The sequence below is a fragment of the Nonomuraea sp. NPDC050202 genome, from assembly GCF_040656115.1.
GTDB lineage: Bacteria > Actinomycetota > Actinomycetes > Streptosporangiales > Streptosporangiaceae > Nonomuraea.
The window spans coordinates 168,397-183,533 of the sequence record NZ_JBFALF010000017.1; the positions used below are offsets into that span (position 1 = coordinate 168,397).

9 protein-coding genes are annotated in these 15,137 nt (G+C 73.5%); 5 read left to right on the top strand and 4 right to left on the bottom strand.

All coding sequences use genetic code 11. From position 1 onward, the window contains the following. Positions 1–8: 8 nt before the first annotated feature. Genes AB0I79_RS36015 through AB0I79_RS36025 form a run of 3 tightly spaced genes read right to left on the bottom strand, consistent with a single transcriptional unit; the run spans position 9 to position 7,026 of the window. Positions 9–4,232 carry a TIGR02680 family protein gene (locus AB0I79_RS36015; RefSeq protein ID WP_357883110.1) on the bottom strand — a complete coding sequence of 1,408 codons (4,224 nt, stop codon included), beginning with the start codon at positions 4,230–4,232 and terminating at the stop codon, positions 9–11. Next, positions 4,229–5,482, bottom strand: coding sequence for a TIGR02678 family protein (locus AB0I79_RS36020; RefSeq protein WP_357883113.1), 1,254 nt, complete (start codon positions 5,480–5,482; stop codon positions 4,229–4,231). Before AB0I79_RS36020 ends, AB0I79_RS36015 begins: the two co-directional genes overlap by 4 nt. Then, on the bottom strand, positions 5,479–7,026 hold the full coding sequence (locus tag AB0I79_RS36025) for a TIGR02677 family protein (RefSeq protein ID WP_357883116.1): 1,548 nt from the start codon (positions 7,024–7,026) through the stop codon (positions 5,479–5,481). The genes AB0I79_RS36020 and AB0I79_RS36025 overlap by 4 nt, the downstream gene beginning before the upstream one ends. Before the next feature lie 141 nt (positions 7,027–7,167). Between AB0I79_RS36025 and AB0I79_RS36030 the strand changes: the two genes are divergently transcribed. Next, the gene (locus AB0I79_RS36030; RefSeq protein ID WP_357883119.1) at positions 7,168–7,587 is read left to right on the top strand and encodes an SRPBCC family protein; all 420 of its coding nucleotides are present in this window, start codon (positions 7,168–7,170) and stop codon (positions 7,585–7,587) included. Between the two features lie 189 nt (positions 7,588–7,776). On the opposite strand, the gene AB0I79_RS36035 is transcribed toward AB0I79_RS36030, so the two are convergent. Continuing rightward, the gene (locus AB0I79_RS36035) at positions 7,777–8,145 is read right to left on the bottom strand and encodes a hypothetical protein (protein WP_357883122.1); all 369 of its coding nucleotides are present in this window, start codon (positions 8,143–8,145) and stop codon (positions 7,777–7,779) included. Between the two features lie 197 nt (positions 8,146–8,342). On the opposite strand from AB0I79_RS36035, the gene AB0I79_RS36040 reads away from it, so the two are divergent. The 4 genes from AB0I79_RS36040 (at position 8,343) to AB0I79_RS36055 (ending at position 15,077) form a co-directional block, all read left to right on the top strand. After that, the gene (locus AB0I79_RS36040) at positions 8,343–9,713 is read left to right on the top strand and encodes an alpha/beta hydrolase (RefSeq protein ID WP_357883125.1); all 1,371 of its coding nucleotides are present in this window, start codon (positions 8,343–8,345) and stop codon (positions 9,711–9,713) included. A 176-nt stretch (positions 9,714–9,889) separates the two neighbouring features. After that, positions 9,890–12,646, top strand: coding sequence for a Na+/H+ antiporter subunit A (locus AB0I79_RS36045; RefSeq protein ID WP_357883128.1), 2,757 nt, complete (start codon positions 9,890–9,892; stop codon positions 12,644–12,646). Next, positions 12,643–13,458, top strand: coding sequence for a Na(+)/H(+) antiporter subunit C (locus tag AB0I79_RS36050; protein WP_357883131.1), 816 nt, complete (start codon positions 12,643–12,645; stop codon positions 13,456–13,458). The genes AB0I79_RS36045 and AB0I79_RS36050 overlap by 4 nt, the downstream gene beginning before the upstream one ends. A gap of 38 nt (positions 13,459–13,496) precedes the next feature. Further along, positions 13,497–15,077 (top strand): Na+/H+ antiporter subunit D, encoded by a 1,581-nt coding sequence (locus tag AB0I79_RS36055; RefSeq protein ID WP_357883355.1) that lies wholly within the window; start codon positions 13,497–13,499, stop codon positions 15,075–15,077. The last annotated feature ends 60 nt before the right edge of the window (positions 15,078–15,137 follow it).

Here is a 15,137-nt window from a genome sequence, read left to right on the forward strand (position 1 = left end):
GATGGCGTTCACTCGGCCGGCACCGTCCGATACCCGTTCCACACGAAACGGGCCGTCGTCACCGCGTCGTCGCCGTCCCCCGTGATGAGCTGGTGGATCGCGATCCCGTCCAGCTCGCGGTACTCGCACCACTCGTGGTCCGACGTCAGCACCAGGTCCAGCCCCAGATCCACCAGCAGATCGAACACCTGCCCCCGGTTCGTCCTGTCCACGCCCACGAACACCTCGTCGAGCAGGATGAACCGCGGGCACCCCGGATCGGTCTGGTAATGCGCCGCCACGGCGGCGAACAGCGGCAGGTGCAGCGCGATCGCCTTCTCCCCGCCCGACAGCGCCCCGTGCAGCTTCCTCGTCAGGTCCTGCCAGCCCTGCCCGTCCCCCCGGTCGAGCTTGACCACGAACCGGTGCCAGGCCGTGTAGTCGAGCACCTTCATGAGCTGGTCCTCCCAGCTCGCCGAGGAGTTGTCGGCCCGCGCCTCCTCCACCCGGTCCCTGAAGAAGGCGTACAGCGCCTCCCTGTCGGACTCCGTCAGCCCGGCCGGGTCGCGCAGCAGCAGGTCGCGGGCGGCGCGGGTGCCGGGCGACTGGGTGGGATCGACCTGCCACACGAGCCGCACCGCGACCCGGGAGGCGGTGCGGACCCGTTCCAGGCGCTGGTTCATGCCCTCCACCAGGGCCGTCGCCTGCTTGATGCGGTCGGCCAGGTGCCGCCGCGTGTCGCCGGCCAGCGTGCGGTCGAACAGGTCGCGCTCGGCCTCGGTGATGTCCGAGCGCCGCTCGTCGCGCTCCTTGCGCAGCGCCTCGCTGAGCGCCGCCGCGCCCGCCCGCACGCCGTTGACGGTGGCGGTGAGCACCTGCACGTCCTCGTCCGGCGCCAGCTCCAGGTCCGCCCGGCCGGCCAGGACCTCCCTGGCGTGGTGGAAGGCGTCCTGCAGCCGCGCCTCGGCCTCCCTGACGTTCTTGTGCTCGTACGGCACGGACGCGAGCTGCCCCGCCGTGGCCCTGGCCGCCTCCAGGACGGCCCGCGCCCCCGCCTCGGGGGCCAGCTCGACGGTCACCTTCGCGTCCACCGGCAGGTGCCCGGCCGCCAGTCGGCGGAACCGGTCCGACACCTCGTCGCGCACCCGCCCCGCCTCCGCCTGCTTGTCCTCGGCGGTGCCGAGCTCGCCGCGGAGCTGCCCGAGCCGGGCGTTGAGCCGCGCCAGGTCGTCGTTGACCGACTTGATGAGGCGGCGGCAGGCCCGGTAGGCGTGCTGGGTGTGCTGGAGCCGCTCCAGGACGCGCTGGTGCTCGACACCGACGGCCGACTCGATCGCGCCCAGCCGCTCCGCCAGCACGACGGCGGCGGCCGCGGCCTCCTCGGCGCGCTCGACGGCCTCGATCGCGAGCTGCTCGTACCCGGTGGCGGTCTCGGCTGCCAGGCCGGCGCGCTCGCGGGCGGCGCGGGCGTCGGCGCGGCGGTCGTGCCACACGGTGCCGGCCGTCTCGGCCGTGCGCAGCGCCTCCTCCAGGTTGTCGAGCGCGGCCGGCGCCGCGGGCAGGGCGTGGCGGTCGGCCAGCTCGGTGAGGCGGCGCAGCGACCGGGTGACGTCCTGCTCGCGCTCCTGCAGCCGCCCCTCGTACGCCCTGAGCTGGTCCTCCATCAGCGCGACCCGCCGCACGGCCCCGTCGAGCGCCTGCACCGCCTCGGCGTACGGCCTCCTGTCGGGCCTGCGCCGCAGCTCGGCGGCCAGCGTGTCGCGGTCGCCGTCGACCACGGCGAGCAGGTGGTCGCACTCGGCGATCCGCCCGGCCAGCTCGCCGAGCCGGTCGTCCAGCTCGGCGATCCGCCGGCGGCGGGCGCGCTCGCGGGCGGTCGCGCCGATGTACGACGGCTCCGGCTTGACCCACCGGCCGGCCGCCGGGCCCAGCCGCCAGGTGCCGTCGGCGCCGATGACGGCCGGATGGTCGACGCCGATCGCGGTGGGCGCGAACGCGATGCCGGCCAGCACGGTGTCGGCGGGCACCGGCGAGTCGGCCTCGGTGAACAGCACGTGCGCCAGGCTGTAGCCCGGGGCGGGCCTGGACAGCGCGGCCACGGCGATCGCGTCGTGCTCCCCCGGGTCGAACCCGCCGTCGGGCCGCAGCCACAGGTCGAGCAGGCCCGACGCCTCCAGCGCCGCCTCCACCCCCGCCTGGGCCACGGGGTCGAGCCCGGACCTAAACGCGACGGCCCGCCACAACGGCGTGCCCGGGCGTCCCTGCCTCGCGGCGGTGCCGCGGGTGTGCGGGGCGGGCGGCTCCAGCACGGTCCTGTCGCTCAGGCTCTCGCGCTCCCTGGCCAGCCCGGCGCGCTCGGCCGCCAGCCGCGCGCGGCGGCCCGTCACGTGCTGCTCGCGGGCCGCCAGCTCGACGGCGGCCATCGTACGGGCCGTGCCGATCAGCTCGCCCGCCCGCTCGACGTCGTCGGCCAGCCCGGCGAGCACGCCCGGGTCGAGCTGGAGCTGGGTGCAGCCCGCCGCCCAGTCGGCCAGGCCGGCGGCCAGGTCGCGGGCCCGGTCGTCGCGCAGGCGCTCGGCCCTGTCGTGGGCCTCCTGGGCGGTGGCGAGGTCGTCCCTGGCCCGGTCGCGGTCGTGTTCGGCGGTGGTGCGGCGCCTGATCGCCTCCTCGTGCCGGATCGCGACCGCCCTGACCTCCCTGATCTGGGCGGCCCGGCTGGTGACGGCGGCCCTGAGCAGCTCCCGCGCCCGCCGCACGGCCGCCTCGCTGTCCGCCCCGTCGCCGGCGACGTCCGCCTTGCCGGTGCCAGGCTCCCCATCGGCCGCCACGGCCGCGCGGGCCGCCACGCCGGGCGGCTCCCGGTGGGCGGGGGCGGTCACGCCGGATGGCTCGCGGTCGGCGCCGGCCATCACGCCGGCCATCACGCCGGATGGCTCCCGGCCGGCGCGGGGCGTCACGCCAGGCGGCTCGCGGTCGGCGCCGGCCCGTTCCGTCTCCTCGTGGACGGTGAGGAGGCCGGCGCGTTCGGCCGCGTGGCGGGCGTCGGCGCGGGCGCGCTCGGCGAGCGCCGCCGCGGCGCGGGCGTCGGCGGCGGCGTGGGCCGACAGCTCCTGCTTGGCCGTGACCGCCCGCGCCGCCTGCCCCGCCTGGTCGCGCATGCGGGCCGCCACCTCGTGCGCCGCCTGCGCCTCGGTACGGAGCCGGTGCAGGTCTCCGCCCGCCTGGTACGCCTCGCTCTCCTTGAGCCCGTCTATCTGCGCCGCGAGGGCCAGCTCCTGTGCCTCCTCCTCCCCCAGCCGCACGGTCGTCGCGTCGAGCTCCCGCTCGGCCTCCTTGAGCGCCTCCCGCTTGCCCTTCACCTCGGCGGCCAGCGCGTCCAGCGCGGACCCGGCGGAGATCACGGCCGCGGCGGCGGCCCGCAGCACCCGCCGGGCGTACCCGCGCTGGCGCCCCGCGAGCCGGTCGGCCTCCTCCACGTCGCGGTCGAGCAGCCGCAGCTCCTCCCGCTGCCGGTCGAGCCGCTCGAACCCCTCGGCGATCTCGTGGATCTCCCCTTCGCCGAGCGGCGGCAGCGCGCTCGACAGCAGGTCCGACAGCAGCCCCGGGTCCAGGCGCTCGGACAGCTTGGGCGTGCGGAGCTGGCGCAGCGCGGTGAGCAGCGAGTCGTAGCGCTGCTCGTTCAGCTTCCGGTAGAGCGTCCGGCGCACGACGGTGCGGTAGGACTCGGCCGACTCGTGCACCTTGCCGGACGTGCCGAGCTCGTCGACGAGCTGGGCCCTGGTCAGCGGCTGCCCGGCCTCGCCGGTGAGCCGGATGCCGTCGGGGGTGTCGACGCGGGCCTCGGTGGTGAAGTAGGCGGCGGTGACGTTCTTGGTGTGGACGGTGGCCTGCAGCCGGGCGCCGCAGGTGAACCAGCGGCCGTCGGAGTGCCGGAACTCCAGCCACACGTACCCGACCCGGGTGGTGCCGGAGGCGCCGTCGCCCATGAGGTTCCAGTGCATGGTGCGCTCGGTGCCGCCGAACGTGGACAGCCTGCTCGGCTTGAGGCTGGCGTCCAGCACGTACGGGAAGAGCAGCTCCAGCACCTTGGACTTGCCGCTGCCGTTGGGGCCGCGCAGCAGCAGCCTGCCCCGGTGGAACTCGAACACCTCGTCGTAGTAGCGCCACACGTTCAGGATCCCGGCGCGTACGGGGGTCCAGCGGGCGTCCACTCCCTGCGCGGCACGCGGCAGGGCCAGCTCGGTGACTGTCACGAATCCTCCTGTACGGCGCGCTCGACCCGGTAGCGGGCCGCGGCGGGCAGGGCGGCGACCTGGTCACCGCTACGGCGGGCGAGCCCGAACTGCGTGAGCACCTCCAGCGCGTCGGCGGCCAGCCGCGGCCCGCCGCCGTCGGACTGGTACGCCCTGGCCCACTGCGGGAAGCGGCGCAGCAGCCTGGCGGCCTCGGCGTCCAGCCGCTCGGCGGTGACGGGGCCGGAGGTGACGAGCAGGTCGAGCATGAGCAGGGCGGCCACCTTGGCGTGGCTGCCGTCGTCGGGGAACCTGGTGTCGGTGGCGATGGCGTCGGGGTCCACGAGCAGGAAGCCCTCGGCCCGCTCCTCCAGCACGAACCCGGCCTCCTCGGCGGCCCGGCGCAGCAGCCGGCAGCCGGTCAGGGAGGCGGCGTAGGCGGACTGGGCCGGGGTGAGCTCGTCACGGTAGACGACGGGCTCGTCGAGCAGGCGGCGGATGAGGGAGTGGCGGGCCCACAGGGTGCGCTGGGTCCCGGTCGGCTCGTCCCCGCCATACCTGGCCTCGGCGGTGAGCTCCGCCGGCACACCCGTCCCCTGCGCCTCGGCAGAGGCCGCGACCGGCGCGGCACCCGCCCCGGACGGCGGGGCGGGCGCGGCGGCCACCCTGGAGGGCGGGACCGGCGCGGCCAGCAGCCGGATCACCCTCGTCGTGTCCACCCGATACAGCACCTTGGCGTCCTCATCGCCCAGGTAGGCCTCGGTGACCCCGTCCATCGCGGTGACCGCCCCGTAGTGCTCCAGCAGCTTGACCGCATCGACGAAGGCGGCCCGCTCCTCGTTCCTGACGGGGTCGAACGCGGGCACGTCCGGCTCCACCGCGGCCGCCTGGACCACCCGCTGGGCCAGCATCCCGATCGTGGTCACCGGCGAGGTCAGCAGCTCGGCCGAGCACAGGCACAGCAGCGTGTACCGGCGGCGGTCGAACGGCGCGCGGGTGGTGCGGCGGCGCCGCGCGGGACGGCTCGCCGTACGCGGGCCCGGCGGGCCGGTCTTGACCAGGCGCGCGTACCCCTGGCGCGGCTCCACGATCAGCCGCCAGCCGCAGAAGTAGTCGAACCACTGGATCAGCGGCCCCCGCCGCTTCCTGATCAGGTCGAAGGCGGCGGGATCGTCGTGGCGCGAGACGAGGGGCCGGCCGAGCAACGTCCTGATCGCCCGCGCGATCTCCTCCTTCTCGGCCCTGACGAGCTGGTTGGCCAGGCTGCTCATGCGTTCGCCGCCCGCCCGCGGAGCCCGGCCTCGCCGAGGGTCCGCACGTCGATGAGGTAGTCGGGGCCGCGGAACCAGCCCTCGGGCGTACGCAGCACCGCCACCGCGCCGTCCTCGGGCGCCCGCAGCACGATCTCCACCCTCCCGTCCGAGGTGACGGCCCGCCGGAACCCGGTCGAGTCGGGCCGCTCGGCCAGCGCCCGGCCGAGCAGGTCGAGCAGCCGCCCGAAGGTGTCGTGGTCGAGCTTGCCGAGCTGTGACAGCCGCATCGCCCCGGTCGTGGCCAGCGCCGCCCAGGCGGCCTCCAGCTCGGCCCGCTCCTGCTCGGCCCGCTTCCTGCGCTCGGCCTTCAGCGCGGCCACGTCGCGCACCTTCCCCGTGCGCCCCATCCGCTCCGTGCGCCCGCGCGAGCGCAGCAGCGCCGACACCTCGACCGGCTCGGCCTCCGCCCACGGCACGCCGGCCGGGATGAGCTCGGCGTCGGCGTGCCCGAGATGCGCGTGCCGGGCCGAGCCGAGCCCGAACGCCGCGTCCCACAACCGGTGCGCGTCGTCCTCGCCGGGCGCGGTGGCGAACCAGCGGGCCAGCGTGCGGAAGTCGGCGGCGGCGCTGGACGAGCGGCGGCGCGAGTCGGTGATCCGGTCGAGCACCTGCAGCAACGACACGATGGCGCGCCGCGCCACGTCGTGCAGCCGCCGCACCCGCGGCGCGCTCCCGTCCTCGGGCGCGAACCACGACCGCAGCCCCTCCCACCGGGCCGCCCGCACCGCCAGCCACGCCGTCGCGTGCTCGGCGCCGGGCACCCTCGGCAGGTCGGCGCCGTCGAGCGCGCGGGCGTGCAGCACGCTGACGCCGTGGCCGGCGACCGACTCCAGCGCGGCGGCGATCGTCTCGCCCCGCTGCTCCAGGCTCGTCACGAACTCCTGCAGGTAGGCCACCGTCGCGGCCTTGACCTCGTGGAACGTCGCCAGATCCGCGCCCTCGACGCGCAGCAGCCGCTGCAGGTCGCCGTTGAACTGCTTGGTGTTGGCCCGCAGCCCGTCGAGGTGCCCCTCCAGCTCCTGCAGGCAGGTGAAGATCCGCCGGTTGCGTCCCGGATCCGGGTCGCGCAGCAGCCCGTCGAGCTCCCCCAGCCGGTCGGCGAGCGCGTCGAGCACGGCCGTCTGCAACGCTCCGACGGAGGACAGCGCCGCCATGGCGTGCTGCATCCCGGCGAAGGCCGCCTCGCCCCGCCTGGTCAGCGAGTACTGCAGGTTCCTGCGCTCGTACTCCTCGGCGGTGGCGAAACTCCCCGCGTGATTGAAGATCACGTCGAGCAGCCCCCAGCCCGCGAGCTGCTTGAGCGTCGCGGCCAGGTCCTGCTCGGAGACCGGGGCGTACCATCCCACCGAGCGCAGCCGCTCGCGCACCTCGTCGACCGTAAGCGCCGTCACGAGCCGCTCACCGGCCTCGCCGAACGCGTGGAGGACCGCGGTGTGCAGGTCTGCCCGCTCGGTGCTGGTGAACCGGAACATCTCCGGCGGCACCCGTGGCGGCTCCGCCATCGCCCCGCTCTCCCCTCGCCGCACGATTACCCAACGCAACGACACGGTAGCGGGAGACACCGGCGGGACGACCGCTGTTTGCGAGCAGATCACAGGGGTACGGCGCTGGCATTGGAACTCGGGTGCCTCTTGGGGGACGGTATGGCGGAGTTCGAGGCGACGCGCGGGATGCCGGCGGAGAGCATGGTGGTGTTCGGGGTGGCGTCCGATGTGGAGATCATGGACCGGTGGCTGCCGCAGGGCCTGTCGGTGCACGACAGCGGCCCCGGCACCGTGGAGGCCGGCGGCTCGCTGGTGCCTGGGGACGGCAAGCACGAAGGGCTGTTCCGCGCCTCGGAGGAGCAGCTCCGGGTGGAGTGGGGCGGCCGGGACCATCCCGACTACTCGGGGTGGCTGCAGGTGGCCGATTCGGCCGCCGGGGCCAGCGAGGTGACCGTGCACATCAGCCTGCTGGACGAGGCCCAGTCGGGGCCTCGGGCCGATGAGGTGCGGGAGTTGCTGGATCGGTCGCTGGATCGGCTGGCGGACGAGGTGCAGCGGCGGGTGTCCGACGCCAGTTGAGGGGCCGCGAGTTGAGGGGCCGCGAGTTGAGGGGCGCGGTCCCGTGAGCCGTGCTCGCCGGAGAGGCGGCGTTTGTTGACTTCCTGCCGCTGGTAGATCGCGGGCGTCGCGACCCGGCCCGGGGACCGGGAGAGCGCGAGAAGGCCGGGCGGCAGCCGGGAAGTCCTCCCGCGCGGGGATCGCGCGCCCTCAGGCGTCCTCGCGGTCCGGGTTCTCCAGGCGGAAGAAGTTGCTCTGGTTCCCGTCCTTGCGGTGCTCCTGGTAGATGAAGTTCAGGCCGCGCTCGTCGAACGTCTCGAACCAGTCGTCCCAGGAGATCTCCTCCAGGTCGCCGCCGCCGTACCCGGGAAAGTCGAAGCGGAGCACTCCCGCCCGGCCGTCGTGTTCCGTTCCCGGGACTTTCGCGGGGCGGGCCTGGCGTTCTTCGGCCCATTGGCGGATGACGTCGTGGTCGGTGGTGATCAGGCTGCGGCCGGCGCGTTCCTCGTGCTCGTCCGTCGAGGTGATTTTCTGCTCGTACGGATGGTCGCCGCGCACCGGGCGATTCTGCTGCGACATGGGTTCTCGCTCCCCCTGGAATTGGCGTACGGAAGTCACCCCATCGTCGCTACCCTGGTGGAAACGCTTCTCGCAGTGAATCCATTCCGGTTTGCATCGGATCTCGTCGAGCGTCTATAAAGAACGTCGCAAGTGTTGCCTACGAATGTGCTCTTATGCGACGTCCAAGCAAAGTCCTTGCGCCTGTCCTCGCAGGCTTGATCGCCGTCACGGGCTCGACCGGGACGGCCGCCGCCACCTCCGCCCCGCTCGATTCCCACTACGGCCAGCGCCTGGCCTGGGCCGGGTGCGGCAACGGGTACGAGTGCGCCACGCTGTCCGTGCCGCTGGACTATGCCAAGCCCAGCGGCAAGCAGGTCGGGATCAGCATGGTCCGGCTCCCGGCGACCGGGAAGAAGATCGGCTCGATCGTGCTCAATTTCGGCGGCCCCGGCGGCTCGGGCGTGGATACGCTCAAGGCGACCAAGGACGTCGTCTCCGCCGGCATCCGCGAACGGTTCGACGTCGTGAGTTTCGATCCGCGCGGCGTCGGCGCGTCCTCGCCGGTGCGCTGTTTCGACACCCTGGATCTCGACGCGTATTTCGCGATCGATCCGACGCCGGACACCAAGGCCGAGGTCAAGAAAGCAGAAAACTGGGACAAAGTTTTCGCAAACTATTGTGCCAAGAATTCCGGCAAGGACCTGCTGGCCCACGTGGGCACCGTGGATTCCGCGCGCGACATGGACGTGATGCGGGCCGCGCTGGGTGACGCCCGGCTGACGTATCTGGGTTTCTCCTACGGCACGTACCTGGGCGCCGTCTACGCGGACATGTTCCCGAAGCGGATCCGCGCGATGGTGCTCGACGGCGCCGAGGACCCCTCGGAGAACTCCAAGGACCTCATGGCCGACCAGGACAACGCGTTCCAGGTGGCGACGGAGTCCTTCATGAAGGACTGCTTCGAGTCCGAGGACTGCCCGTTCCGCGAGCGCACCGTCGAGGGCGCGCAGGAGCAGCTCGACGAGCTCTACGAGCAGGCCGACAAGTCGCCGCTGCGCAACGAGTACGACGGCCGGCAGGTCACCGAGGCCGTCGTGAGCGCCGCCGTGGACTACTCCATGTACGACCCCCGCTCCTGGCCGAGGCTGCGCCAGGCGCTGGCGGCGGCGTACCGGGGCGACGGCACGAAGCTGCTGCTGCTGGCCGACGAGAGCAACGGCCGCCGGCCCGACGGCCGCTACGACAACAGCTTCGAGGCGCTCATGGCCATCAACTGCGTCGACCACCCGGAGAACCCCTGCCCGCACTGGCCGGTCAAGGGCACCAGGTACCCGAAGAAGGTGCAGGCCAAGGGCTCGCCGCCGATCGTGGTGGTGGGCACGACGCGGGACCCGGCGACGCCGTACAAGCTGGCCGAGTCGCTGGCCAGGCAGCTCTCCAACGGCGTGCTGCTGACCAACGACGCCGACGGGCACACCGGATACCGCCGCGGATCGGCCTGCCTGGACCGCAAGGTGGACCAGTACCTGATCACGGCGACGGCCCCGCGGGCCGGGTCCTGCCGCGATCCCCATCCCCAGGCCTGACGCTCCAGGTCTTTCACCAGTCCCGCACCTCGGCGAGGTGTGGGACTGGTGTCTTTCGGGTCAACCCCGGCCGCGCCTGCGTGGTGAGGGTGGTGGCGGCGGGAGAGATTGGGCGGACGTAGCCGGAAATTCCCACCGGCCAGCCCCGCAACGCTGGGAGACCGCCCGAGGAGCCCATGGAGTCGCTGCTGATCCTGCACGCGGTCGCGGCTGCCTGCGCTCCCTGGCTCGCCGCCCGCCTGGGTCGCGCCTGCTTCGCCGTGCTGGCCGTTCCTCCGGGCGCGGCGTTCTGCTACACCATGTGGCTGGCGGTGCGCGGGCTGCCCGTGCGGGAGAGCACCCCGTGGGCGTCGGGCATGGAGCTGTCCTTCCGCGCCGACCCCCTGGCCGTGCTGATGATGTCGCTGGTCACCGGCGTCGGCGTGCTCGTGCTCTGCTACAGCGCCCGCTACCTCCCCGAGGGCGACGACGGGCTCGGCCGCTACGGCGGCGCGATGGTGGCCTTCGCCGGCTCGATGCTGGGCCTGGTCACCGCCGACGACCTGCTGGTGCTGTACGTCTTCTGGGAGCTGACCACGGTCTTCTCCTACCTGCTCATCGGCTACCACCCGGAGAGCCGCATGAGCAGGCAGGCGGCCATGAAGGCGCTGACGGTCACCACGTCCGGCGGCCTGGCGATGCTGGCCGGGTTCGTGCTGCTGGGGCAGGCGGCGGGCACCTACCAGATCTCGCAGCTCCGCCCGGGAGACCTCGCCCCGGCCGCGGTGGTGCTGGTGCTGGCCGGCGCGCTGTCGAAGTCGGCCATCTTCCCGTTCAGCACGTGGCTGCCCGCCGCGATGGCCGCCCCCACCCCCGTGTCGGCGTACCTGCACGCGGCGGCCATGGTGAAGGCCGGCGTCTACCTGCTGGCCCGGCTGGGCCCGGCGTTCGGCGACCTGGCGCTGTGGCGGGCGGTCACGGTGCCGCTGGGCGTGGCGACGATGCTGCTGGGCGGGTGGCGGGCGTTGCGGGAGACCGATCTGAAGCGGCTGCTGGCGTACGGCACGGTCGGGCAGCTCGGCTTCCTCGTGGTGCTGTTCGGCTCGGGGACCGAGGGGGCGGCGCTGGCGGGGGTCGGCATGCTGCTGGCGCACGCGCTGTTCAAGGCGGCGCTGTTCCTGGTGGTGGGCATCGTCGATCATGCGGCGGGCACCCGGGACCTGCGGGAGCTGAGCGGGCTGGGGCCGGTGATGCCGTGGGTGTGCGGGGTGGCGGTGCTGGCCGGCGCGTCGATGGCCGGGCTGCCGCCCCTGGTGGGGTTCGCCGGGAAGGAGGCGGCGCTGGAGGCGCTGCTGGACACGCCGCTCGCGCTGGCCGGGGTGGTGGCGGGCTCGGCGCTGACGGCCGCCTACACGTTGCGGTTCCTCTGGGGCGCCTTCGCGCGCAAGGCCCTGCCCGCGTCGGGGCCGGTGGGCCGCGTTCCGGCGGCGATGTTCGTGCCCGCCGCGCTGCTGTCCGCCCTGGGGCTGGTGCTGGCGCCGCTGGCCCCCTGGTACGAGGGCGCCATGTCCGCCTACACCGGCACGTTCCAGGAGCCGGGCCATCACTCCCACCTGGCGGTCTGGAGCGGTTTCACGTTCCCGCTGCTGCTGTCGGCGGTGTCCCTGGCGGCCGGGGTGGCGCTGTTCCTGGCCAGGGAGCCGGTGGCGCGGGCGGGGGCGGCGCTGCACGTGGTGGACTCCGGCCAGGTCTTCTGGTCGCTGATCCGGCGGCTGGACCGGTTCGCCATCCAGCTCACCGGTTTCATCCAGCGCGGCTCCGTGCCCGACTACCTGATGCTGACACTCCTCGCGACGGTCGGCGTGGGGCTGTTCTCGGTCGTCTACGGGGGCGAGCCCCACCTGGACGTGCCGGTCGTCGCCTGGCAGCGGCCCGAGCAGCCGGCCATCGTCGTGCTGCTCGCGGCCGCGGCCGTCCTGGCGCTGTTCTCCCGCGCGTACGTGCTCCTCGCCCTGGTCATCGGCGTGACCGGGTACGGCACGGCGCTGCTGTTCCTCGTGCACGGCTCCCCCGACCTGGCGCTGACCCAGTTCCTGGCCGAGACGCTGAGCCTGGTGGTGTTCGCGCTCGTGCTGCGGCGGCTGCCGATCCAGCCGGAGAAGGGGCGGCTGGCGTTCCCGTTCCGGCTGGGGCTGGGGCTGGCGGTCGGGGTGGTGGTCACGGGGGCGGGCATGCTGGCGATGGCGGCGCGCCGCGCCGAGCCGATCGGCGCGTTCATGGGCGAGGCGGCGCGGGAGGCCGGTGCCCGCAACATCGTCAGCGCCATCATCCTCGACATCCGCGCCTGGGACACGCTGGGCGAGAGCGCGGTGCTCATCGTGCTGACGCTGGGCGTGACGAGCCTGGTGTTCCTGCGGCGCAGGTCGTACGCCATCGAGCGGGCCGAGCACGGGCACCGGGCCGAGGGGCGCACGCACTGGCTGGCGGCCACGCTGCCGCGCGGGCAGCGGGCGCTGGCGTTCGAGGTGGCGGCGCGGCTGACGTTCCACACGGTGCTGGCGTTGTCGGTGTTCCTGCTGTTCATCGGGCACAGCGGGGTCGGGGGCGGGTTCGCGGGCGGCATCGTGGCCGGGCTGGCGATCACCGTGCGGTTCCTGGCGGGCGGCAGGAACGAGCTGGCGGCGGCCGTGCCGGTGCACGCGGGCGTGCTGATGGGCGTGGGGCTGACGCTGTCGGCGGGCACGGCGCTGATCGGGCTGCTGTTCGGCCGGGCGGCGCTGGAGATGCTGGACACGGACGTGAGCGTGCCACTGGTCGGGCACGTACACCTGTCCACGGGGCTGCTGTTCGACCTGGGCGTGTACGTGTCGGTGATCGGCATGGTGCAGGACGTGCTGCGCGCGCTCGGTGCCGAGCTGGACCGGCAGATCGACGCCGAGGGGAGCACCCGGTGAACAGCGTCGCCCTGCTGCCGTTCGCCGCCTGCTGCGTGCTGATCACCTGCGGCGTGACGCTGCTGCTGGAGCGGAGCCTGGTCCGCGTGCTGGCCGGCGTCATCATGCTGGGCAACGGGGTGAACCTGCTCATCGTCACCACGGGCGGCGACGCGGGCGGCCCGCCCTTCCTGGACACCCCAGGCATCGCCGATCCGCTGCCGCAGGCCATGGTGCTCACCGCGATCGTGATCACCCTGGGGGTGACCGCGTTCCTGCTGGCGCTGGTGCACCGCTCGTGGCAGCTCACGGGCAGCGACGAGGTCCAGGACGACACGGAGGACCGGCGGGTGCGGCTGCGCTCGCGGCGCGGCGAGCTGGGCGACGCCGTACGGGCCCGGCGGGACGCCTACCGGCGGCTGGTCATCGAGCAGCGGGCCGAGCTGGCCAAGCTGGAGGCCGAGCAGGCCGAGCGGGAGCGGCTGGAGGAGGCGGACCTGGAGCGGCGCATCTCGCGCGTGCACGACGAGCTGGGCCGGTGGATGCGCGAGCTGCGCTACGAGGGCCTGCCGGAGGAGGCGCTCCAGGAGCGCCTGGAGGAGGCGGGGCTGCGCGAGGATCCCGGCGCCATGTCGAACCTGGAACGGATCGAGCAGCTCCGCGAGGAGCACGAGCGGGGACGGGAGCGGCAGGCGGCCAGGGAGAAGGAGCTGCGCAGGAAGCTCAAGGCCCGCCAGCGGGAGGCGCGCAAGCAGATGCGCACGGCCATCAGGGAGGAGCGCGAGCGGCAGGCCCTCGCGCAGGACCCCGAGCTGGAGGGCGAGAACTCGTGACCGGCTCGATCCTGGCGGGGAGCCTGCTCGCGGACGGCATGCGGGAGAGCGCGCTCGTGAACGGCCCGCTGGAGAGCCTCGTCTGCGTGCCCGTGCTGCTGCCGCTGCTGGCCGCCGGGGTGAAGCTGGCCATCGGCGGGCGGCTGCGGCAGCTCCAGTCGATGATCAGCCTGGTCACGCTCGGCATCTCGCTGGCCGTCTCGGTGGTGCTGATGATCGCGGCCGACTCGCGCGGCCCGCTGGTGACCGAGCTCGGCGGCTGGCCGTCGCCGATCGGCATCTGCCTGGTCGCCGACCGGCTCTCGACGCTGGTGCTGGTCGTGTCGTCGGCGGTGACCTTCTGCGTGATGGTGTACTCGGTCGTCAACGCCTACGACGAGCAGGAGCACGACGCGCCCATGGCGCTCTTCCATCCGGCGTTCCTGGTGATGGTGGCCGGGGTGGCGGACGCGTTCCTGTCGGGGGACCTGTTCAACCTGTTCGTGGCGTTCGAGCTGCTGCTGAGCGGCTCGTACGTGCTGCTCACGTTCGGTGGCACGGAGTCCAGGATCCGGGCGGGCGCCACGTACACGCTGATGGCGCTGGCCTCGTCGATGTTGTTCCTGATCGCGCTGGCCATCACGTACGGCGCCACGGGGACGCTGTCGATGGCGCAGCTCGCCGAGCGCTTCGCCACGCTGCCCGAGCAGGTGAAGGTGCTGGTGGAGCTGACGCTGCTGCTGGCGTTCGCCATCAAGGCGGCGATCTTCCCCATGTCGGCGTGGCTGCCGGACTCCTACCCCACCGCGCCGGCCCCGGCCACGGCCGTGTTCGCCGGGCTGCTCACCAAGGTCGGCGTGTACTCGATCATCCGGCTGGAGGCGCTGCTGTTCCCCGGCGGGCCGGTGGCGACGCTGCTGATGTGGGTGGCGCTGGCGACCATGCTGGCCGGGGTGCTGGGGGCGGTCGCGCAGACGGACATGAAGCGGATGCTCTCCTTCACGCTGGTCAGCCACATCGGGTACATGGTGTTCGGCGTGGCGCTGTCCACGGTGGCGGGGCTGGCGGGGGCGGTGTTCTACGTGGTGCACCACATCACCGTGCAGACCAGCCTGTTCCTGGTGACCGGGATGGTGGAGCGGCGCACCGGCACGACGTCGGTGACCCGGCTGGGCGGGCTGATGAAGGCGTCGCCGGTGATCGCCGTGCTGTTCTTCGTCCCGGCCATGAACCTGTCGGGCATCCCGCCGATGTCGGGGTTCCTGGGCAAGCTGATGCTGGTGCAGGCGGGGCTCGCCGCCGGCGGGTGGCTGCCGGTGACGCTGGTGGCTGCGGGGCTGGTGACGAGCCTGCTCACGCTGTACGCGGTGGCCAAGACCTGGGGGAAGGCGTTCTGGCGGGCGCCGCGGCCGGACCGGGTGGGCCGGATTCTGGAGAGCGAGGAGCACACCGGCGAGGACCCGACCGTGACCACCACCACCCTGCCGGTGGCGCTGCCGCTGTCGGTGGCGGCACTGGTCGCGCTGGGGTTGTCGTTCACGGTGCTGGCGGGGCCGCTGTCGGCGCTGGCGCGGCGGGCGGCGGTGGAGTTGATGGCGCGCGAGCCGTACATCACGGCCGTGCTGGGGAGGCAGCCGTGAGATCGGGAACACCGGGGAGGCGGCCGTGAGATCGGAAGCACCGGGGAGGCGGCCGTGAGG

Bases quoted from the DNA above. Each gene is read 5' to 3' on its own strand.
- AB0I79_RS36025 (WP_357883116.1), bottom strand. From the start codon at position 7,026: ATGGCGGAGCCGCCACGGGTGCCGCCGGAGATGTTCCGGTTCACCAGC.
- AB0I79_RS36045 (WP_357883128.1), top strand. From the start codon at position 9,890: ATGGAGTCGCTGCTGATCCTGCACGCGGTCGCGGCTGCCTGCGCTCCC.
- AB0I79_RS36055 (WP_357883355.1), top strand. From the start codon at position 13,497: ATGCGGGAGAGCGCGCTCGTGAACGGCCCGCTGGAGAGCCTCGTCTGC.
- AB0I79_RS36030 (WP_357883119.1), top strand. From the start codon at position 7,168: ATGGCGGAGTTCGAGGCGACGCGCGGGATGCCGGCGGAGAGCATGGTG.
- AB0I79_RS36035 (WP_357883122.1), bottom strand. From the start codon at position 8,145: ATGTCGCAGCAGAATCGCCCGGTGCGCGGCGACCATCCGTACGAGCAG.
- AB0I79_RS36020 (WP_357883113.1), bottom strand. From the start codon at position 5,482: ATGAGCAGCCTGGCCAACCAGCTCGTCAGGGCCGAGAAGGAGGAGATC.